Below are 19,426 nucleotides of genomic sequence, written 5' to 3'. Positions count from 1 at the left end.
TTTTATAATAAAATTACAAAAACTCAGCGACAGGCGACATTTTTGGTAAATACGACGCAGTTTGAGAAATGGTCTAAAAACGACATTCGGATTATCCGAAAATTACATTTGGGTAATTTACAACAATGGCATTTCACGGCTTACTGCCACAAACAAAAGGATTTGTCATGTCACGCTTCGCACCCCTACCCGAACCACCCTATTACGCCGTAATTTTTACTGCACAATTAAGTAAGGATACCCAAGGCTACGCCGCGATGGCGGACAAAATGGGTGAACTGGCGTCGAACCAGCCTGGTTATCTTGGCATTGAATCCACACGCGACGCAGATGGGCTTGGCATTACGGTCAGCTATTGGACGGATGAAGCCGCGCTTAAAAACTGGAAAGCGGTGAGCGATCATTTATATGCGCAAAAAATGGGGCGCGAAAAATGGTATGAATATTATACATTGCGCGTGGCCAAGGTTGAACGTGCCTATGCTGGACCACAAGGTCGATAGCCACCCTTAATTCAGGTCGATATATCGCCCCTCAAGAATTTTTCCCGCCTTATCCTCAAACCGCAATTTACGCCCATCGGTGCTGGCGTGAATTTTATAACATGTCCATGCTTTTGCTGGTGGCCATTGCGAACAATATTTATTCGCACGCACCCGCCAACGCCCCCAATGCCCATCGGTTTTGGTTTGATACAGTGTTTTACCTGTTGCCTTAAAATCCTGTTGCTCTGTGCCATAGCTGATCGTGCGCGACGTGAGTGCGGATTTGATTTGTTTACCGTCCAACAAATGCCAGCCCTCGGCCAGCGCCGGATTGGCGAAAAACGCGAGGAATAGAACGAGCCTGAACATTATGCGACACCCCTTACCTTGTTTTGATTGCAAGACCAGTTTAAGAGACGCCTCGTAACATTCCAACACAAAAGGTCGTCATCCATGATCCCCCGCTATTCCCGCCCCGAAATGGTTTCAATCTGGTCGCCAGAAAGCAAATTCAAAATCTGGTTTGAAATTGAAGCACACGCATGTGATGCACAGGCCAAACTGGGCGTGATCCCAGAGGCCAACGCCAAGGCAGTTTGGAAAGCTAAAGATGTTGAATTTGACGTCGCGCGCATTGATGAAATCGAAGCCGTCACAAAACATGATGTGATTGCGTTTCTGACACATCTGGGTGAAATCATCGGCCCAGATGAGGCACGTTTCGTTCACCAAGGCATGACATCATCCGATGTATTGGACACCTGTTTTAATGTACAATTGGTACGTGCCGCCGATATTTTGATCGAGGATACAAAACAATTGCTGGCCGCATTGAAACGCCGCGCGATTGAACACAAAGACACCATTCGTATTGGTCGTTCCCACGGTATCCACGCCGAGCCCACAACAATGGGTCTGACATTGGCGCGGTTTTATGCGGAAATGGATCGCAACCTGAACCGTTTGAAAAAGGCCCGCAAAGAAATCGCAACAGGTGCGGTATCTGGTGCGGTTGGTACATTTGCCAATATCGACCCTTCCGTCGAAGAACATGTATGTGCACAATTGGGGCTGGAAGCAGAACCAATTTCAACCCAAGTGATCCCACGCGATCGTCACGCTGCCTTTTTCGCCGCCCTTGGTGTTGTGGGTTCCAGCATTGAAAACATCGCCACCGAAATTCGCCACATGCAACGCACCGAAGTGCTGGAAGCAGAGGAATTTTTCTCTAAGGGGCAAAAAGGGTCATCCGCGATGCCGCACAAACGCAACCCTGTTTTGACAGAGAACCTGACCGGCTTGGCGCGTCTGGTACGCATGGCTGTGGTTCCTGCAATGGAAAACGTGGCGTTGTGGCACGAACGCGATATTTCGCATTCATCTGTGGAACGCAACATCGGGCCAGATACCACCATCACATTGGATTTCGCATTGGCGCGTTTGACCATGGTGATCGACAAATTGGTCATCTATCCCGACAACATGATTGCGAACATGAATAAATTTCGCGGCCTTGTGCATTCACAGCGTGTCTTGCTTGCCCTCACCCAAAAAGGTGCATCGCGCGAAGACAGCTATAAATTGGTACAGCGAAACGCGATGAAAGTTTGGGAAGAAGGCAAAGATTTTCTCACTGAACTTAAAGGCGACTCAGAGGTTACGGCGTACCTGAGTGATTCTGAATTGGAGGATAAATTCGACCTTGGGTACCACACAAAACACGTTGATACGATTTTCAAACGCGTGTTTGGCTAAAGGTATATGTCTAAAAGGATAGGTCGGTTAAAACTATTTTAACTAATACCACCTAAACGGGAAAAAGAGTGATTATTGTCACTCTTTTTTTTGTGAAAAGGAACCATATGTAAGGGGCACCTTTTTAGTATGCTTTTTTAGATTATCGGCGCGATAGGGGTCCTAGCCCTTAAGGATTATTTTGTCCTGCAGCATTTGCGTGTTTCTGCTCGCGCCGATCTTTACCTTAATATTCAGGCTTCTTTCACCATCTGATCTTTGGCAACCAGCAACAATTCGGCCATTTTCGCGCGAATGTCTGCTTCTGATGCCTTGTCACCCAAATCACCGGACAATTTGCGATATACGTCTTCGTCGCCTGCTTCTTCGAAATCGGCCTTTACCACTTCTTTGGCGTAAGCGTCCGCTTCACCTTGGGTTTTTCCCAATAATTCTGCGGCCCAAAGGCCAACCAGTTTGTTGCGACGTGCAAATGCTTTGAAACGCATTTCCTCGTCATGCGCGAATTTGTTTTCATATGCGCGTTCGCGATCATCAAAAGTGGACATTTGTTTTCTCCGTAAGGTTAGTTTCCCACTATATATGATACGAAACCGCGCAGGTCTCAAGGTGGGCGCGTGTTGTTCTTGTTCAAATGGGCGTCATTGCCTATAGAGTGGCGTAAATGTCGAAAGACTCAGCTACGCTACGGAGATGCGAATGGCACGCGGCGCTAAAATTTACGAAGGCAAAGCCAAGATTTTATACGAAGGCCCAGAGCCGGGGACAATTATCCAATTCTTCAAAGATGACGCCACTGCGTTCAACGCCGAAAAAAAAGACGTGATCGATGGCAAGGGCGTTTTGAACAACCGTTTTTGTGAACATATCATGACGGGCCTTAACGCGCTGGGTTTGCCAACCCATTTCATCCGCCGCCTGAATGCGCGTGAACAGTTGTGCCACAAGGTTGAAATTGTCCCGCTCGAGGTCATCATTCGCAATGTCGCCGCCGGTTCCATGGCAAAACGCTTGGGTCTGGAAGAAGGCTATCAATTGTCGCGCCCTTTGGTTGAATTTTCATTCAAAGAAGACTCGCTTGGCGATCCATTGGTTGCCGAAGAACATATCGAAGTCATGCAATGGGCCACGCGCCACGAATTGGACGCGATGATCGACATGGCATTTCGCGTGAATGACTATCTGTCTGGCATGATGCACGGCATCGGTATCAAACTGGTTGATTTCAAAATCGAATTTGGCCGTCAATTCGATGAAGACGGCAATATGACATTGCTGCTGGCCGATGAGATCAGCCCAGATAGCTGTCGTTTGTGGGATATTGAAACGGGGCGCAAGCTTGACAAAGACGTATTCCGCCGTGATCTGGGCAATCTGACCGATGCCTATTCCGAAGTCGCCCGCCGCCTGAACATCCTGCCCAAAGGTGGCAGCAAAACCGGCCCCAAATTGGTAAAGTGAGATAATCCCATGAAAGCACGTGTACATGTAACCCTGAAAGCTGGCGTTTTAGATCCCCAAGGTGCCGCCGTTCGTCATTCACTGGGCGCACTTGGTTTCGAAGGCGTGGAACGCGTTCGCCAAGGCAAAGTGATCGAATTGGAACTGGCCGAAACAGATGCGGCAAAGGCCGAAGCATCCGTCAAAGATATGTGTGAAAAACTTCTTTCAAACACTGTGATCGAAAATTACACGGTGGAGATTTTATAAATGCGCGCAGCCGTCATTCAATTTCCCGGGTCTAACTGTGATCGCGATATGGCGGTGGCAATGGATCGTGTATCTGGCCACAACAAACCAACACAGTTGATTTGGCACAAAGAAAGCACCCTGCCCGATGGTTTGGATATCATCGCAATTCCCGGTGGGTTTTCATTTGGTGATTACCTGCGCTGTGGTGCAATCGCCGCACGCAGCCCAATCATGCGTTCGGTGGTTGATTTCGCCAACAAGGGCGGTTTTGTTTTGGGTGTGTGTAATGGTTTTCAGGTCCTAACTGAATCTGGCCTATTGCCCGGTGCCTTGATGCGCAACGCAAACCTGAAATTCATCTGCAAGGATGCAGGGCTTCGTGTTGAAACAACCGATAGCGTTTTCACATCAGCCTATAAAAAAGGCGCTGTTGTGAATGTTCCAGTGGCCCATCATGATGGTAATTACAATGCCGATCCTGAAACGTTAAAAAAATTGGTTGGCGATGATCGCATTGCGTTTCGCTATGCGGAAAATCCAAACGGTTCGATGGATGATATTGCGGGAATTCTGTCGGATAATCGCCGTGTGTTGGGCATGATGCCCCATCCAGAACGCCTGAACGATCCCCAATTGGGTGGCACAGATGGTTCAAAACTGTTTGAAAGCATCGCATCTGCGCTTGTTTCCGCCTGATAAAATTCACACTGTGGGCAGCGCTTGTCGCCTGCCCCAGTGTTATTATAGACTGTCACGATAATGACAGACTCTGCCACTACTGAAAATTCACGAAACCTAACGCCCAGTGCATTGCGCATGGGGGTGCTTTTGTTTGTGATTGCCACGGGGTTGGTGATTTGGTTATCAAATCTGTATTTCACCGAAAAATATTCGGCGCAAACCCGTGCAGATGCTGAAAAACAGCTCACCCTGTATTCTGGCCGGTTGATTGCAGAATTACAGCGTAGCTCGGTTGTGCCCCTGTTGTTATCCCAAGACACCACATTGTTGCGTGCATTAAATGACGATGATTACGTACGTTCATCGCAAAGCCTGATCAAAACCAGACAGGAAATCGGGGCCAAAGCGATATTCTTGCTTGATTCATTGGGGCGTACCGTGGCCGCCAGTGATCGGCGCGAGCTTGGCACGGTGTTGCGCGATGAACCATTTATGACCAAGGCGCTTCGCTCTGCGGAAACGGTATTCACCGCACGCGGCGTTGGCGAAGGTCCGCTTGGCTTTTTCTATTCACGCAAATTAATTTCTGCGGGCGAATTGGTTGGCGTGATCGTGGTCGAGGTTGATTTGGACAATCTGTTCAATACATGGTCGGGATCGGAATCCACCATCATGGTAACCAATTCGGAAGACATCGTAATCCTGTCCACCGAACGCCAATTTCGAAATCAATCCTTGCAACAAGCCTTAGAGGCAAAACCAGTTTTAACCGCCGTTGAACGCGCCATTCGTGCCACTGGGGAATGGTCAAATGCGGTGGCGGATGCGTATCTGTCGGGGCAACCCCTGTTTCAATTGGAAACAAAAATTCCGTTTCAGGGCTGGAAATTAACCTATCTTGCGTCATCCGAACCTGTACGTGCACGCGTGAATGGCGTGATTGCATTGGAAATCATGGGGTTGGCGATCTTGCTATCCTTGGCGTTTTATACTCTGTCACGCCGCGCCATTCGCCAGTCCTTTATTTTCAAGGCGGAATCCGAAGAATTGCGCGCATTGAATGATCAACTTTCAAGCGAAATCACCCAACGTAAACGCGCTGAACGTGAATTGGAAGTGGCCGAACAAAGCTTGGCCCAAAGCTCGAAATTGGCCGCACTTGGTGAAATGTCCGCCGCTGTCAGCCATGAATTGAACCAACCGTTGGCCGCCATGCGCACATACCTTGCGGGCGCCAAGGTGTTGTTACAACGCAATCGCCCAGATGAGGCCGCTAGCAGTTTCCAACGCATTGATGATTTGATCGGGCGTATGGGTGCGATCACCAAACAGCTTAAATCTTATGCCCGCAAGGGTGGTGATGAATTGCTCGCCATTGATCTGCGCGATGCGTTGAACGACAGCCTGTCGATGATGTCTCCCCAATTGGGACAAAGTCAGGTTCAGGTGGACACGTTACTACCAAACGAGCCCGTGATCATCATGGGTGATCAGGTGCGCGTGGAACAGGTGATCGTGAACCTGTTGCGAAACGCGCTGGACGCCATGAAAGGCCAAGAAGAACAGGAAATTCAGATCAGCCTGATCAGCGGCGAAATGGCCACCCTATCCGTTCAAGATAACGGCCCGGGCATTGCCGATTTGAATAATTTATTTGAACCATTTTTCACCACAAAAAACCCAGGCGACGGTGTTGGCCTTGGCCTTGCCATTTCATCGGGAATTGCCAAGGATTTGGGTGGGCGGTTAATTGCCAGAAACGTATCGCCCAAGGGTGCGGTGTTTGAATTCCAGTTGCCACAAGTAGAAAATGTGGAAAAACTCGCGGCTGAATAACAGCCACATTATTGGCGGAGCAAATATGCCAGAACAAATTACAATTACTATTGTTGATGATGAACAAGACATGCGCGAAAGCATTTCGCAATGGCTCACCCTGTCTGGGTATCGCACAAAAACATTCGCCAGCGCCGAAGATGCGCTCAAGGTGATTGATGGCGATTATTCTGGGATCATCATTTCCGATATCAAAATGCCCAAAATTGATGGCATTACGTTTTTGAAAAAACTGCAATCCATCGACAGCCAACTGCCCGTAATCTTGATCACGGGTCACGGCGATGTTGCGATGGCCGTCGAAGCGATGCGCATTGGTGCCTATGATTTCTTGGAAAAACCGTTTGATCCTGAACGCATGGCGGAATTGACCAAACGCGCGGTGCATACGCGCCGCCTCACGTTGGAAAACCGCACGCTGCGCCGCGAATTGTCCGATGGCACCGTATTGTTGCGCAAATTGATCGGTACCAGCCCCGTGATGGAACGCCTGCGCGAAGACATTCTAGATCTGGCACAGGCCGATGGACATTTGTTGATCAAGGGCGAAACCGGTACGGGCAAAAGCCTGATCGCGCACGCGCTGCACGCCTGTGGCCCACGCCAAGGTAAAAAATTCATTTCGGTCAATTGCGCCGCCTATACCGAAGATGATCTTACAACGCGCCTGTTTGGCCCGCTGGATGATTCCACCCCCCTGGTCGAAAACGCGCTTGGCGGTACGTTGTGCCTTGAAGATATCGAAAGCCTGCCCGCATCCATTCAGGCGCGATTGTTGTCGGAAATTACCGAACATGATCGTGGCGAAGATGGATCGGCACTGCGCATTATCGCAATTTCGAATGACACCAGCGATAACGACGAAAACCTTGAATCCGCTTTGCGCCAAGATTTGTATTACCGTCTTGCGGCGATGCACATCACTCCCCCCCCTTTGCGTCAACGCGGCGAAGATATTTTGAGCCTGTTTAATCGATATGCCGAAACCTTTTCCGAAGAATACGGTTGCGAACAACCCGAAATTTCCGCCGAAGACGCGGCCAAATTGTTGCAAGCCCCCTGGCCTGGCAATATCCGCCAGTTGATCAATCTGGCCGAACGCACCGTATTACAAAGCCGCCGCGGCAGCTATTCCATATCCAATATCCTGATGGCCGATGTCGGCGAAGAAGTACCCGATGTTGTGACCGATGGCAAACCATTGAAAGAACATGTCGAAGCGTTCGAACGCATGTTGATCGACAACACAATGCGCCGCCACAAAGGGTCTATTCAATCCGTGATGGAGGAATTATCCCTGCCACGGCGAACATTGAACGAAAAAATGGCGAAATACGGGTTAACCCGTTCAAATTACGTCGGATAAAAAAAAAGAGCGTGCCATTCATTGGCACGCTCTTTTCAATTCATGGCGTGATTAAATTATTCTGCAATCGCTTTGTTTGTCAGATTATCCAAAGCACCTGTCATCATTTTAAACACTTCTAAATCTGCATCGGCATCATGTGCCTGTGCCATATCCATTGGTGCGCGATAGGTGATTTTCACGCTGCCATCTTCGACTTGATACGCCAATACGCGCAGCGGCAAATCAAGCCCGATTGTCTGGCTCGCATTCATCGCAGGCGTGCCAAGCTTTGGATTGCCAAACAACAGCATCTCTGTTGGGCGCAAGTCCATATCAACGCTTTTGGCACCCGCAGCATGATCAACACGCGCAAATACTTTGGCACCTGCGCCCTCCACTGCGGCGGCCATGCGATCAATTGTTTCGCTTACAGAATGAGGCGAATTTTTGGTGATCATGGTGTCGGCCATTGCGGCTCCTGAGAATGCTAATGCAGCTATTGCAGATGTAAAAAATATGTTCTTCATGCGATGTCCCTTCGATTTAAATAACATCGGCAATACCTACCGCGCAGTTCGCGATGGTCAAAATCACAGTTGCGCGAACACATCAACTTGGCAAAAATTCACCACGTTCATTGCTCCAAATGTTCAAAATATCCTCGCCGAAGGCATAATCCCTTGTCTATCCGCGCAAAATTCCGCCAAGTGCCACGGACAAATCACCGTATCCCGTGAAACGGCGTTCCAACGGCAATCCCATTTTTTCGGCAATCAATGCGGCCTTGGCATCCAATGCGGGATCATTCACCTGTGCTTGGTAAACCAGTTTGGTGTAATTGCCAAAATACACGTCGCGCAGTTGCGGATGGCGATCCAATCCCATGGGTTTCCACACAAACGCATCAAATTGTTTCACCAAAAAATCGGTTAGGTAAAACGCGGTGATTTCATCCTCCAATTTGCCAAATGCTTCGTTGCCCTCGAAAAACGAATAACAATGGGGGCCTGCGATCATTTCAACACCAAGCTGTTCGCATTTTGCGGCCAGCATCCCACCCGTTCCACAATCGGCATAAGCCACAAAAATCTGATCGTAATCTGCACGGTGCTTTTCCACCGCATTCGCAACTGCATCGGTGATTTTATCGGGGTATAGGTGCAATTTCGCAGGCAAACAGGTTAAATCCATATGCCCCCAATCATTAAGCTTGATCAGCGCAAGGATTTCACGCGCAAGCGCACCACAGGCCAGAATCAAAACGCGCCCAGCAGGATCACTGGGCGCGTCTAATCCTGTTTCCGTCAGATCGCTGTCGCTGATCTGTGCCATGTTATCCCGCAGCCATCTGGTTGTGTTTTTTTGCCATGAATTCTTTGGCGGTTTCCACGGCAACAGCGGCGTCACGGCAATACGCATCGGCGCCAATCGCCTTGCCAAATTCTTCGTTCAATGGCGCCCCACCGACAAGCACGGTGAAATCATCGCGCATGCCTTTTTCGACCATCGTATCAATCACGACCTTCATGTATGGCATGGTTGTGGTCAACAATGCGGACATGCCCAAAATATCGAATTCGCCTGTTTCCAGCGCTTCAAGATAATTTTCAACGGGGTTGTTGATGCCAAGGTCTTTTACCTCGAAACCCGCACCTTCCATCATCATTGTTACAAGGTTTTTGCCGATGTCGTGAATATCACCTTTCACCGTGCCAATCACCATCGAACCCAAACGCGGCGCACCCGTTTCGGCCAGCAATGGTTTCAGGATCGCCATGCCACCCTTCATGGCACCCGCGGCCAATAACACCTCTGGCACAAACAAAATACCGTCGCGAAAATCGATACCAACGATGCGCATTCCTTCGACCAATGCTTTGGTCAGCACATCATAGGGCTGCCAACCGCGTTCAAGCAGAATGTTAACCGCCTCTTCGATTTCCTCTTTCATGCCGTCATACAGATCGTCGTGCATTTGCAACGTCAATTCTTCGTCGCTGAGTTCCGACAGGATGATTTCTTCTTCGTCTGACATGTTCTTATCCTTGCAACGCCAACCGCTGGCTTATGGTACCAAATTCTCGAAAATCAGTGAATTTTCTGATCGTTTTACGACGAAAACGACTAAATCACCGACTTTCATAACGTTTTTAACGTATTAGCCACGCCCACGACGCCGTTCACGCCGTTTTGGGCCAGCGCCGTCTGTGCCATCGCTTTCGGATGAAAACCCACCTAATGCGGCGGCGATTTCGTCCAATGTGGGGGCCTTCCCAACGGGTGTTTCCTCCAACGCTTTGCGCATGGCGCGTAAATGGTCGGGCATGGTTCCACAACATCCACCGATGATTTTTGCACCGGAATTGCGCGCCATCACCGCATATTCAGCCATCAATTCTGGCGTGCCATCATAATGAATGTGGCCATCAACATATTTTGGAATGCCTGCGTTACCCTTGGAAATAATCGGCTTGCTTGCGCCGCCCTCAACAAAACCCAGAACCGTGCGTAACAAATCAGATGCGCCCACACCGCAATTCGCGCCAAACGCCATTGGGGCGTAATCCAGATCATCCACCATTTTCACCATGCCCGCACTGGTCGTACCCATCATGGTGCGTCCTGCGGTGTCAAAGCTCATGGTGCCGGCCCATGGATGGCCTGTACGCGCGATTGCATCGGCGGCGGCGGCGTATTCTTCGGGCGCTGAAATCGTTTCCAGCCACAACACATCCGCACCACCCGCGATCAAACCTTCGGCTTGTTCATGGAACATTTCAACGGCATCATCGTGCGAAAGCGTGCCCGCCGCCCCCATGATTTCACCCGTTGGCCCCATTGAACCCGCCACAATAATATCGCGCGATGATTTATCCGCCACTTCGCGGCCAATTTCCGCTGCGATTTTGGACAATTCATGTGCGCGTTTTTCTGCGTTATGCAGTTTAAGACGTGATGCGTTGCCACCAAAGCTATTGGTTAAAAACAGATCAGATCCTGCATCAACCGCCCCTTGATAAAGCGCTGTGATGCGATCGGGATGCTCTTCGTTCCAAAATTCAGGTGGTTCGCCTGCTTGCAATCCTGCGTTAAACAGGTTTGTTCCCGTGGCACCATCGGCCAGAACCCAGCCTTGCGTTTCGATCAGTTTTGTAAGTTTATCAGTCACTTGCGTATCCATGTTGCGGTGAAATTATGATGCGTCGGAATGTTTTATTGTTTCAAGATAGCCCATGCCACAGCAAAACACATCAATCCAATTCATATTGGACATAAAGATTATGAACATTCCTTTAGGATTGCGCGGCCTTGGCGGCAACCTCGTTGATGCGCGCTATCATTGCGCGCAAACCGTTTGAACGTTGTGCCGATAAATGTTGGTCCAACCCCAAGCGTCCAAATGCGGCGAGCGCGTCAGTGTCCAAAATGGTTTTCACGCTCTGCCCGTTGAACAGCGCATGTAAAATCGCGATCAACCCCTGCACAATCATTGCATCAGATGCGCCTTGGAATGTCAAAACCGCATTACCCCCTGTCCCATCAATATGGGGCACCAGCCAGACCTGTGACGCACAGCCATCAACCTTGACCGCAGGCACGCGCAATGCATCATCCAATACGGGCAATGCTTTGCCCATATCGATCACATGACGATAGCGGTCTTCCCAATCGTCCAAAAATTCAAAGGTTTCGACGATTTCTTCAAATTCAGCGCTCATTGCGGTCTCTTTCTTGTTTGGCGTTGATTTATGACTCCGCTATGCATCTGTCCAGTGAATTTGGTGTGAGATGCGTCAAAGGGCTTTAATTTGGTTGCGCGATTGGCTATCGATGGTGAAACGAAAAAGAGGCTACCCATGCAAAATATGACGCAAAAACTTTTCAGCACTGCAATAATTGGCGCAATGCTTGCATCCTGTTCTGTTTTTGATGGTGCCCGCAATTCATCAGGTGGCAGTGCGGGCAGTTCCGCAGGCAGTGGCGGCAGCGTTGGTAGTGGTTCGATCGGGTCTGGATCATTTGGCAATAAACGCAGCGAAGAAGAAATCGGCGCGGCAAAAACCGCAGTGGTCGATAACCGTGGTTTGGTGCCTGTGATCAAATCGGCGAAATTGGATCGCACCAAGGATGGATATATCCTGCGTGTGATCGGTGGTGTTGATCGCACCGGATATTATGATGTGGAATTGGTGGCACGTAATTTTGGCGAAGTGAACGCCGATGGCGCGTTGATTTACGATTTTCGCGCAAATGTTCCAAACCCTGGTATTGATGTTCCAACCGAACGGTCCAAGGAAATTTACGCTGGCGTATTTATCCCGATTGATATCTATCTCGTGGCCAGCACGATCAGCGTGCAAGCCTTACAAAACAACCTTCGCGTCACACGCTAAGGTTTTAAATATTAACGATTTTTACGGATTTACCGTTTGATGCAAGTGCAACCTTACCCTCGCACAGGCGCAAGGCATCATCGCCAAAAACCTCTGCTCGCCACCCTTTGAACATTTTACCGTCGCGTTCCCCTGCGGCGATTGCATCCAACTCTGCCGCGTTCGCGATCAGTTTTTGCGCAACGCCGTAACCCTCGGCCTTGGCCTTGAGCATTACCCGGAGCAATTCGGCCAAACCCTCGGCACCTTGGGGTTTAATCCGATCATCGGCGGGTTTTGGAATATCGGATGCTTCGTATGCACTAGCCCGCTTTATCGCGGCCAAAATACCATCGGCAATGTCGCCTTTGCGTGCATCGCGCAACAACAGACGTGATTTGTTCAATTCACCTATGTTTTGCGGACGGGTTGCGGCCAATTCCATGATCGCATCGTCTTTCATCACGCGATTGCGTGGAATATTACGTTTTTGCGCAAAATCTTCGCGAAATTCGGCCAACTCGCGCACGGCGGCCAGAATTTTCCACGAATTGGTACGGGTTTTCACACGCATATATGCTTGCTTAGGTTCACTGATATAGGTTTGGGGGTCCAACAGAACCGCCAATTCCTCTTCGACCCAACTTTGACGTTTGGATTTTTTCAACTCCGCCGCCAAGGTTTCATAAATTTCGCGCAGATGCGTCACATCACCAATGGCATAGGTCATCTGTTTTGCCGACAAAGGACGCGCCGACCAATCGGTGAAACGTGATGATTTATCCAACCCCTGTTTGGCAATTTTGCGCACAAGGGTTTCATACCCCACCTGTTCGCCGTACCCACAAACCATGGCCGCCACTTGCGTATCGAAAAACGGTTTTGGCAGGATCTGGCGATCAACATAGAAAATTTCCAAATCTTGGCGGGCGGCGTGGAAAACCTTGACCACAGATTCGTTTTGAAACAGCTCATACAGCGGATCAAGGTTCAACGTATCCGCCAAAACATCAATCAACACCGCAGATGAATCATCGTCGCCCGGATGGGCCATTTGGATCAAACAAAGTTTGGAATAATAGGTGCGCTCACGTAAAAATTCCGTGTCGATTGTCACATAATCAAAGCCAGAACAAATTTCGCAGAATGCGGCCAATTCAGCCGTTGTTTTTATCATTTTCATGAAAACCAGCTTTAGGCGTTTCACCTGCTGGGTTCAAGACGGTTTAGACGATTTTTGGTATTTACATTTGGCTCCGACGGTAGGGATCGAACCTACGACCAATTGATTAACAGTCAACTGCTCTACCGCTGAGCTACGTCGGAATGTCCAAATGTAGGGGTGATATAACGAAGCCTTTTTGGGGCGTCCATAGCGTTTTTTACAGTTTTTTGCATATTCTGTGAAATTCCCAAGAAAATAGCGCCATTGTGCGCTCGCCTCTTGTCCTTAACCCCGTTCCAAAGCTAGGCTCTGGCATTATGAGCCGCTTTCACCTTCGCCGATATATGCCCAAAACCCTAATGGGGCGTTCGATTCTGATTCTGATGATTCCGATTGTGGTGATTCAGTTGGTGGTCGGTTTTATCTTTTTTGACCGCCTGTTTCGCGATGTGACATTGTTAAAAACAGGCGAAGTGGCAAGGCAATTGGAATTTGCGCTGCAATCAAGCGATCCTGATGCGCTGATCAAGTTGGGATTTGAAGTGGAAAAAGTTGCAAATTTCACTGGTCGTGGTGATTCCATCGCGCCATTGGATTTCACCGGCAAAAATGTCATTGAAAAACTGCGCACGCAATTTTCCAATGTCGCCTTTGTGGATCTAACAACAGATGATCATTTGGTGCAATTTGGCATGAATTTTGATGGGCAGTTTATCCAAGTCAGCTTTGATCGTGCCCGCGCATCCGCACGCAATCCGCACCAATTGCTGGTCGCGATGACCATCGCATCATTGCTTATGTCGATTCTGGCCGTGTTGTTTTTGCGCAATCAGGTGAAACCCATTCGCCTGTTGGCAAAATCGGCAGAGGCATTTGGCAAAGGGCGCAATATCCCGTTTCGCGCCCGCGGCGCCGCCGAGGTACGTTTAGCAGCCCACGCATTTCGCGCGATGAAAGAACGCATAGAACAACAAATCCAACAGCGCACCTTGATGTTATCGGGGGTAAGCCATGATTTACGTACCCCCCTTACCCGCATGAAATTGTCACTTTCAATGCTCGAAGATAACGAAGAAATCGAGCATCTGCGCAAGGATGTGATCCAGATGGAGGGCATCATGGAAGAGTTTTTGGCATTCGCGCGCGGAGACAGCGCCGAGCGCCGCCAACAAGTGGACGCAATTGCGCTTGCCCGCACATTGGTTGAAAACAATAAACGCGCTGGGAAAACCATTGTTTTGAACGCCAGCGATGCGCCGATTTATCTGACCTGTCGCAAACTGGCGATAACGCGAGCGTTGGACAATTTGCTATCCAACGCCGCCCAACATGGCGATCAGGTGTCGCTGACAATTCAAGACAATGAAAAAGACGTGGTATTCATGATCGAGGATAATGGCCCTGGCATTAACCCCCAAGATCGCGAAACCGCAATGCGCCCGTTCGAGCGATTGGATTCTGCGCGCAATCAAAACCAAGCAAACGGAAGCGGACTGGGATTAGCCATCGTTGCCGATATCGCCCGCAGCCACGGTGGCAACCTTGCGTTGAGTGATAGCGAAGCTTTGCACGGCTTGTCCGCCACGATCACCATCCCAAAGTGATTAACATCACCAAATCAACAAATTAAAAATTTTTGTTAGCGATTAAGAGTGAGCGACATCACTGAATGTGCGCGCATGTTGATATGTTCTGATCCCACAATTTCAATTTCATTTTTCACCCCAATTTGGGTTTTTCAGAAAGGGTTATATTATGCCTCTCTATTATTCAGGTACAACCATTACAGGGTCGGGTGACGCCGACATTATTTTAGCACAAGGCGCTAACAACACAGTTTATGGCGGTTCTGGCGCCGATATTATGTTGGGCGATATTGGTAGTTTCCGAAGCGTCTACGGAACCAACAACAGCTTTGCTAACGCGTTCAATTTGGATTCTTCTACTGCTTGGTCTACGGATGAAAACGATCTGTTTGGTAATGACAGTTTAGCCCACACCACACTTTCAATTATTCCACAGGCAAATCAGCAAGAATATTTTGAAATAACCTTGGCTGCTGGTGAAACCATCACGCTTGATATCGACGGGGCTGGCGGCTCACTTGGATCGAACGATGACAGTGACATATCGTTACGCATATTCAACAGCGCAGAAACACAAATTGCGTCAAATTTCACATCGCCCATCTCAAATGGGGGGCTGGGTTCTGTCGATACTTCTGATCCTTACCTCAGCTTTACCGCACCTTCTGCTGGGACATATTACATTTTGGTCAATAACAATGGATTGGATTTCCAAGGCGACGAACATTTTCTGTTGAACATCACATCAACACACCATGCAACAAGCGGTGCAGATGTGGCTGGTGACGATGTTATGTATGGCGGTTCTGGCAATGATTTGATGATGGGTGGCGGTGGTGATGACACCATGTTTGGCGGCCAAGGCACCGATACAATGTATGGCGGCACTGGTCATGACACCATGGCAGGCGGGCCATTCACCGGTGATCTTTATGGTGGTAATGGCAACGATATTTTCGAAAACTACGGTGGCGCATTTATTGATAACGTTTACGGTGGATCTGGTTCAGACACGCTGGATTTACGCAATCGGACCACAGGGAATGCCGATATCGACCTGTCGGCGGGAACCTATACTGCAAGTTCACAAACCGCCGATATTTCATCTGTGGAAACCATTTTCGCAACACATAATGACGACACGATCGATCTAGGTGGTTTGAGCGGTTATACCGCAAATGGCGCTGGTGGTAACGATACAATCATTGGCGGATTGAACTATCAATTGCTCCGCGGGAATGATGGTAACGATACGATAGATGGCGGTTTTGCATCCGGTTCTGCGGTTGGTGATTCACTTTATGGTGGTAACGGAGATGATACAATTACCGGTGCAAATGGCGATGATTACGCCCATGGTGGTGATGACTCCGACCGTATCACACTCAACGGTGGCGATGACGTTGCATTGGGTGGTCTGCATATCGACACGATTTACGGTGGCGATGGCGACGATACCATGTCTGGTGGTCAGCACCGCGATTATCTGTATGGCGGTGATGATGATGACCGTTTGAACGGCAATGGCGGTGATGACTACATGATCGGTGGCAACGACAATGACCGTCTTGACGGTAACAATGGCAACGATAGCATGTATGGCGGGAGTGACAATGATCGCCTTTACGGTGGTTCGGGCAATGACATTGTGAACGGTGGCGTTGGCAATGACGTCATGAATGGTGGTAACGACAATGACACCATGTATGGCAGCAACGGTAACGATCGTTTTTACGGCAGCAGCGGTAGCGATTTCATGTATGGCGGCGCGGACAATGACCGCATGTTTGGCGGCAGCGGCGACGATTACATGGATGGCGACACCGGCAATGATGTTATGCGCGGCAGCTCTGGATCGGATACGTTCAACTTTGAAATCGGCGATGGTGATGATCGCATTATCGATTTTGAAATCAACGTGGATACGATCGATCTTGCCTCAACTGGACTTGGCTATAACAACTTAAACTTCGTTGCAGTTGGCAATAGCACCCGTGTTGAATACAGCGCAACCGACAGCATCATGTTGCAAGGTGTTAATGTTAACGATCTAGATCAGAACGATTTCCTGTTCTGATTTGACCGATCATTAACGATGGGCCGCCCCTGTGAAACATCAGGGCGGCCCATTTTCATGTGCATTTAAACGTCTGTCAGGATTTCAGAAATCGGCAGGCGCGATTTTGGCAAGGCTTTGTTATAATCCTCTGGCATTTTATGATAGCCTAACGTGACAACGACCAAGCTGCGATATCCCATTTCTGTCAAACCAAATTCCGCGTCTAGCACATCGGTTTCAATGCCCTCCATCGGGGTTGCATCAATGCCAAGCGATGCAACGCCCAACAAGAATTGTCCAACATTCAAATATGTCTGGTTATCCGTCCATCCTTGCAAATTATTTTTCTCGGTTTTGAAATAGTCCACGAACATGGAACGCCCGCCGTGCATCTGCGCCTTGTGGGTTTCTGGGTCAGTTGCAAAGCGCCCATCGGATTCTTCTTGGTTTAACAGTTTCAACATATAGTCTTCGTCAATGTTCATTTTGCTCGCGAAAACCACCACGTTGGATGCATTGCGGATGGATGGGCTGTTGAATGGAAAACGACCATCGCTTGATTTCGCGATCCGCTCTTTGCCAGCATCGGTACTCGCGAAAATGAAATGCCATGGCTGGCCATTTACACTTGATGGGCTGAACCGCAACAAGTCTTTGATCTTTGCGATATCAGCGGGGGCAATTTTTTTTGTTGGATCATACGCCTTGGTCGTGTGGCGATTTTTGGCGACTGCTACGATGTCTTGGGTCATTTTATATTCCAAAAGTTTTTGTTTCTGTTGCCACTTGTTATGCCAATCGGGCGCAAGGATACTATCTATGCAATTGCAAAATGATTATCCCGAATTTCAAAAGAATAAAGCTATAGCAATCCGCCGTAGCGTTGTTGATTGGTTTCCACGATACGCTTTTGCATAAACACAAGGAATGTTTTCACCCGCGCTGGCATCATCCGCCCAGGGGGGCGCACCGCCCAAATATTGGATCGGGGCAGCAACGTATAATCGGGCAAAACCCGCACCAGCCGCCCTGCCCGTAAATCTTCGCCCGCATGCCATAATGATGCGCGAGCAATCCCCATGTCGGCACGCACCAAATTTGCGATCGCATCGCCCAGATTAACCGCCACCGGCCCACGCACAGCAACATCATGCACCACGTCCTGATCATCGCTCAGATGCCAGCTTCGCATTGATCCCAGTAACAAACACGAATGATGCAACAAATCTTCTGGTGTTCGGGGGATGCCATGTGTCGCCAAATAATGTGGTGTTGCGACAAGCCATTGCGGATTATCGTCAATGCGTTGCGCCAAAAGGCTACTTGGGGCCAGTTCGCCCATACGAAACGCCAAATCATATCCGTCTTGAACAATATCGACATATGAATCTGTCAGATTTAGATCCAAATGCACTTCTGGATGCGCGCGCAAAAATTCTGGCAGGAATGGCACAATATGTGTGCGCCCAAACGATGCGGATGCGGTCACGCGCAATTTACCCGAAATCTTGCCCGAGTTCTGCGATAACACACTGCGCAAATCATCAACATTTTCCAAAACGCGTTTGGCATGTTCCAACAACAATTCACCATCGGGGGTTAAAGATATCGAACGCGTGGTCCGATTTAACAATTTCATACCCAATTCGGTTTCCAACGCTTTGATCCGCTGAGACGCATTGGTTGGCGATAAATCAAATTCCGCCCCTGCCCGCCCAATAGCACCAAGTGTTGCAACGCGTACAAACAATTCCAATGATTTGAGATCAAATGACATGCCCACCCCGTTTCGCACCCACGATAACAGCACGGCGGTGAAATGGTAGGCCCGGCAGGACTCGAACCTGCGACCAAAGCGTTATGAGCGCTCTGCTCTAACCAACTGAGCTACAGGCCCGCCGTGTGTTGGTCGTACCATAAAGTTTGCGAAGGTCAAGACGGTTTACGTGCAGATGGCCTTGCTTTATCAATTTTGAAATTAATCACCATAGGATATGCCCAATGACCAGTTTCGACATCAAACCATTGATTAAACGCTTTGCCATTGCCTATGTCTTGGCGTCTGTCGGTGTTGCGCTCGTTGTCTATCTGCTTGAAAAAATTTTTGGCGTTTCTGGTGGTTCGGGTGCGGGAATGATTTCCGTTATGGTTGCCGCGATGGATATGGGGCAAACATTTTATAAACAAAATAACCGCATCCCCGAAAAATCAGAAAGCTGGCGCATGGCACGCTGGGCAATGATTGTGGTGTTTGCATTTACACTATTGGTGTTGTTGTTCGTCTTTATTACATCACCGCAATTTTTCGCAACAATGGGCATTCCAGGTCTGTTGGTAATCTTATTGTTCGTCTTGTTGATATCATTTTTGGCCACGAGATTCTTTATCGGTTTTGGTGCAAAAAACCTTGCCAAGGTCGAAGCGCGCAAAAATAACGCATAGCGCA

Annotated in this window: 21 protein-coding genes and 2 tRNA genes; 11 read left to right on the top strand and 12 right to left on the bottom strand. The window is 49.1% G+C overall.

Annotated features, from left to right (window positions below):
- Positions 1-167: 167 nt before the first annotated feature.
- On the top strand, positions 168-503 hold the full coding sequence (locus IE094_RS00500; RefSeq protein ID WP_189638620.1) for an antibiotic biosynthesis monooxygenase family protein: 336 nt from the start codon (positions 168-170) through the stop codon (positions 501-503).
- Between the two features lie 6 nt (positions 504-509).
- Here IE094_RS00500 and IE094_RS00495 read toward each other — a convergent pair whose 3' ends face one another.
- On the bottom strand, positions 510-854 hold the full coding sequence (locus IE094_RS00495) for a hypothetical protein (RefSeq protein ID WP_189638619.1): 345 nt from the start codon (positions 852-854) through the stop codon (positions 510-512).
- 84 nt (positions 855-938) lie between these two features.
- Between IE094_RS00495 and purB the strand changes: the two genes are divergently transcribed.
- Positions 939-2,240, top strand: coding sequence for an adenylosuccinate lyase (purB, locus tag IE094_RS00490; protein ID WP_189638618.1), 1,302 nt, complete (start codon positions 939-941; stop codon positions 2,238-2,240).
- A 233-nt stretch (positions 2,241-2,473) separates the two neighbouring features.
- On the opposite strand, the gene IE094_RS00485 is transcribed toward purB, so the two are convergent.
- Positions 2,474-2,788 carry a DUF1476 domain-containing protein gene (locus tag IE094_RS00485; RefSeq protein ID WP_189638617.1) on the bottom strand — a complete coding sequence of 105 codons (315 nt, stop codon included), beginning with the start codon at positions 2,786-2,788 and terminating at the stop codon, positions 2,474-2,476.
- Positions 2,789-2,939: 151 nt separating this feature from the next.
- Here IE094_RS00485 and purC point away from each other — a divergent pair, with 151 nt between their 5' ends.
- The 5 genes from purC to IE094_RS00460 all read left to right on the top strand — a co-directional run bounded on the left by purC (position 2,940) and on the right by IE094_RS00460 (position 7,815).
- Entirely contained in the window at positions 2,940-3,701 is a 762-nt protein-coding gene (purC, locus tag IE094_RS00480; protein WP_099594099.1) for a phosphoribosylaminoimidazolesuccinocarboxamide synthase, read from the top strand.
- Positions 3,702-3,710: 9 nt separating this feature from the next.
- Entirely contained in the window at positions 3,711-3,950 is a 240-nt protein-coding gene (gene purS / locus IE094_RS00475) for a phosphoribosylformylglycinamidine synthase subunit PurS (RefSeq protein ID WP_189638616.1), read from the top strand.
- Positions 3,951-4,628: a phosphoribosylformylglycinamidine synthase subunit PurQ gene (gene purQ, locus IE094_RS00470; RefSeq protein WP_189638615.1), complete on the top strand. Its 678-nt coding sequence runs from the start codon at positions 3,951-3,953 to the stop codon at positions 4,626-4,628. It begins immediately after the preceding gene.
- Between the two features lie 63 nt (positions 4,629-4,691).
- Positions 4,692-6,449 carry a sensor histidine kinase gene (locus IE094_RS00465; protein ID WP_189638614.1) on the top strand — a complete coding sequence of 586 codons (1,758 nt, stop codon included), beginning with the start codon at positions 4,692-4,694 and terminating at the stop codon, positions 6,447-6,449.
- A 25-nt stretch (positions 6,450-6,474) separates the two neighbouring features.
- A complete protein-coding gene (locus tag IE094_RS00460) occupies positions 6,475-7,815 on the top strand; it encodes a sigma-54-dependent transcriptional regulator (protein WP_189638613.1) in 1,341 nt (446 codons plus the stop codon).
- A gap of 56 nt (positions 7,816-7,871) precedes the next feature.
- Here the strand turns inward: IE094_RS00460 and IE094_RS00455 are convergent, their stop codons facing one another.
- The 5 genes from IE094_RS00455 to IE094_RS00435 form a co-directional block, all read right to left on the bottom strand.
- A complete protein-coding gene (locus IE094_RS00455; protein ID WP_229801942.1) occupies positions 7,872-8,267 on the bottom strand; it encodes a DUF302 domain-containing protein in 396 nt (131 codons plus the stop codon).
- Between the two features lie 214 nt (positions 8,268-8,481).
- Positions 8,482-9,129, bottom strand: a complete 648-nt coding sequence (locus tag IE094_RS00450; RefSeq protein ID WP_189638611.1) for a DUF1638 domain-containing protein — start codon at positions 9,127-9,129, stop codon at positions 8,482-8,484.
- A 1-nt stretch (position 9,130) separates the two neighbouring features.
- Positions 9,131-9,832: a cobalamin B12-binding domain-containing protein gene (locus IE094_RS00445; protein WP_189638610.1), complete on the bottom strand. Its 702-nt coding sequence runs from the start codon at positions 9,830-9,832 to the stop codon at positions 9,131-9,133.
- Between the two features lie 123 nt (positions 9,833-9,955).
- The gene (gene bmt, locus IE094_RS00440; RefSeq protein WP_189638609.1) at positions 9,956-10,966 is read right to left on the bottom strand and encodes a betaine--homocysteine S-methyltransferase; all 1,011 of its coding nucleotides are present in this window, start codon (positions 10,964-10,966) and stop codon (positions 9,956-9,958) included.
- 124 nt (positions 10,967-11,090) lie between these two features.
- Entirely contained in the window at positions 11,091-11,516 is a 426-nt protein-coding gene (locus IE094_RS00435) for a SufE family protein (RefSeq protein ID WP_189638608.1), read from the bottom strand.
- A gap of 147 nt (positions 11,517-11,663) precedes the next feature.
- Between IE094_RS00435 and IE094_RS00430 the strand changes: the two genes are divergently transcribed.
- Entirely contained in the window at positions 11,664-12,191 is a 528-nt protein-coding gene (locus IE094_RS00430) for a hypothetical protein (protein ID WP_229801941.1), read from the top strand.
- A gap of 4 nt (positions 12,192-12,195) precedes the next feature.
- On the opposite strand, the gene rnd is transcribed toward IE094_RS00430, so the two are convergent.
- Both rnd and IE094_RS00420 read right to left on the bottom strand, forming a co-directional pair.
- Positions 12,196-13,353 carry a ribonuclease D gene (gene rnd, locus IE094_RS00425; RefSeq protein ID WP_189638606.1) on the bottom strand — a complete coding sequence of 386 codons (1,158 nt, stop codon included), beginning with the start codon at positions 13,351-13,353 and terminating at the stop codon, positions 12,196-12,198.
- Positions 13,354-13,421: 68 nt separating this feature from the next.
- Positions 13,422-13,496 (bottom strand) — tRNA-Asn (locus tag IE094_RS00420).
- Positions 13,497-13,652: 156 nt separating this feature from the next.
- On the opposite strand from IE094_RS00420, the gene IE094_RS00415 reads away from it, so the two are divergent.
- Together IE094_RS00415 and IE094_RS00410 are read left to right on the top strand one after the other, a co-directional pair.
- Entirely contained in the window at positions 13,653-14,939 is a 1,287-nt protein-coding gene (locus IE094_RS00415; protein ID WP_189638605.1) for an ATP-binding protein, read from the top strand.
- Between the two features lie 151 nt (positions 14,940-15,090).
- Positions 15,091-16,998 (top strand): calcium-binding protein, encoded by a 1,908-nt coding sequence (locus IE094_RS00410; RefSeq protein WP_189638604.1) that lies wholly within the window; start codon positions 15,091-15,093, stop codon positions 16,996-16,998.
- A 65-nt stretch (positions 16,999-17,063) separates the two neighbouring features.
- Here IE094_RS00410 and nfsB read toward each other — a convergent pair whose 3' ends face one another.
- From nfsB to IE094_RS00395, 3 genes are all read right to left on the bottom strand, one after another.
- Positions 17,064-17,732, bottom strand: coding sequence for an oxygen-insensitive NAD(P)H nitroreductase (gene nfsB / locus IE094_RS00405; protein ID WP_189638603.1), 669 nt, complete (start codon positions 17,730-17,732; stop codon positions 17,064-17,066).
- Positions 17,733-17,842: 110 nt separating this feature from the next.
- Entirely contained in the window at positions 17,843-18,757 is a 915-nt protein-coding gene (locus IE094_RS00400) for a LysR family transcriptional regulator (RefSeq protein ID WP_189638602.1), read from the bottom strand.
- A gap of 43 nt (positions 18,758-18,800) precedes the next feature.
- Positions 18,801-18,877, bottom strand: a tRNA-Ile gene (locus tag IE094_RS00395).
- A 104-nt stretch (positions 18,878-18,981) separates the two neighbouring features.
- Between IE094_RS00395 and IE094_RS00390 the strand changes: the two genes are divergently transcribed.
- On the top strand, positions 18,982-19,422 hold the full coding sequence (locus IE094_RS00390; RefSeq protein WP_189638601.1) for an ABZJ_00895 family protein: 441 nt from the start codon (positions 18,982-18,984) through the stop codon (positions 19,420-19,422).
- Positions 19,423-19,426 lie beyond the last annotated feature (4 nt).

The organism is Paramylibacter ulvae (assembly GCF_014652655.1).
GTDB lineage: Bacteria > Pseudomonadota > Alphaproteobacteria > Rhodobacterales > Rhodobacteraceae > Amylibacter > Amylibacter ulvae.
This window is presented reverse-complemented; position numbering and strand designations above follow the sequence as displayed.

What these genes read in the sequence shown, in the direction of transcription:
- IE094_RS00500 (WP_189638620.1), top strand. Translation starts at nt 168, where the DNA reads ATGTCACGCTTCGCACCCCTACCCGAACCACCCTATTACGCCGTAATT.
- IE094_RS00495 (WP_189638619.1), bottom strand. Translation starts at nt 854, where the DNA reads ATGTTCAGGCTCGTTCTATTCCTCGCGTTTTTCGCCAATCCGGCGCTG.
- purB (WP_189638618.1), top strand. Translation starts at nt 939, where the DNA reads ATGATCCCCCGCTATTCCCGCCCCGAAATGGTTTCAATCTGGTCGCCA.
- IE094_RS00485 (WP_189638617.1), bottom strand. Translation starts at nt 2,788, where the DNA reads ATGTCCACTTTTGATGATCGCGAACGCGCATATGAAAACAAATTCGCG.
- purC (WP_099594099.1), top strand. Translation starts at nt 2,940, where the DNA reads ATGGCACGCGGCGCTAAAATTTACGAAGGCAAAGCCAAGATTTTATAC.
- purS (WP_189638616.1), top strand. Translation starts at nt 3,711, where the DNA reads ATGAAAGCACGTGTACATGTAACCCTGAAAGCTGGCGTTTTAGATCCC.
- purQ (WP_189638615.1), top strand. Translation starts at nt 3,951, where the DNA reads ATGCGCGCAGCCGTCATTCAATTTCCCGGGTCTAACTGTGATCGCGAT.
- IE094_RS00465 (WP_189638614.1), top strand. Translation starts at nt 4,692, where the DNA reads ATGACAGACTCTGCCACTACTGAAAATTCACGAAACCTAACGCCCAGT.
- IE094_RS00460 (WP_189638613.1), top strand. Translation starts at nt 6,475, where the DNA reads ATGCCAGAACAAATTACAATTACTATTGTTGATGATGAACAAGACATG.
- IE094_RS00455 (WP_229801942.1), bottom strand. Translation starts at nt 8,267, where the DNA reads ATGGCCGACACCATGATCACCAAAAATTCGCCTCATTCTGTAAGCGAA.
- IE094_RS00450 (WP_189638611.1), bottom strand. Translation starts at nt 9,129, where the DNA reads ATGGCACAGATCAGCGACAGCGATCTGACGGAAACAGGATTAGACGCG.
- IE094_RS00445 (WP_189638610.1), bottom strand. Translation starts at nt 9,832, where the DNA reads ATGTCAGACGAAGAAGAAATCATCCTGTCGGAACTCAGCGACGAAGAA.
- IE094_RS00435 (WP_189638608.1), bottom strand. Translation starts at nt 11,516, where the DNA reads ATGAGCGCTGAATTTGAAGAAATCGTCGAAACCTTTGAATTTTTGGAC.
- IE094_RS00430 (WP_229801941.1), top strand. Translation starts at nt 11,664, where the DNA reads ATGACGCAAAAACTTTTCAGCACTGCAATAATTGGCGCAATGCTTGCA.
- rnd (WP_189638606.1), bottom strand. Translation starts at nt 13,353, where the DNA reads ATGAAAATGATAAAAACAACGGCTGAATTGGCCGCATTCTGCGAAATT.
- IE094_RS00415 (WP_189638605.1), top strand. Translation starts at nt 13,653, where the DNA reads ATGAGCCGCTTTCACCTTCGCCGATATATGCCCAAAACCCTAATGGGG.
- IE094_RS00410 (WP_189638604.1), top strand. Translation starts at nt 15,091, where the DNA reads ATGCCTCTCTATTATTCAGGTACAACCATTACAGGGTCGGGTGACGCC.
- nfsB (WP_189638603.1), bottom strand. Translation starts at nt 17,732, where the DNA reads ATGACCCAAGACATCGTAGCAGTCGCCAAAAATCGCCACACGACCAAG.
- IE094_RS00400 (WP_189638602.1), bottom strand. Translation starts at nt 18,757, where the DNA reads ATGTCATTTGATCTCAAATCATTGGAATTGTTTGTACGCGTTGCAACA.
- IE094_RS00390 (WP_189638601.1), top strand. Translation starts at nt 18,982, where the DNA reads ATGACCAGTTTCGACATCAAACCATTGATTAAACGCTTTGCCATTGCC.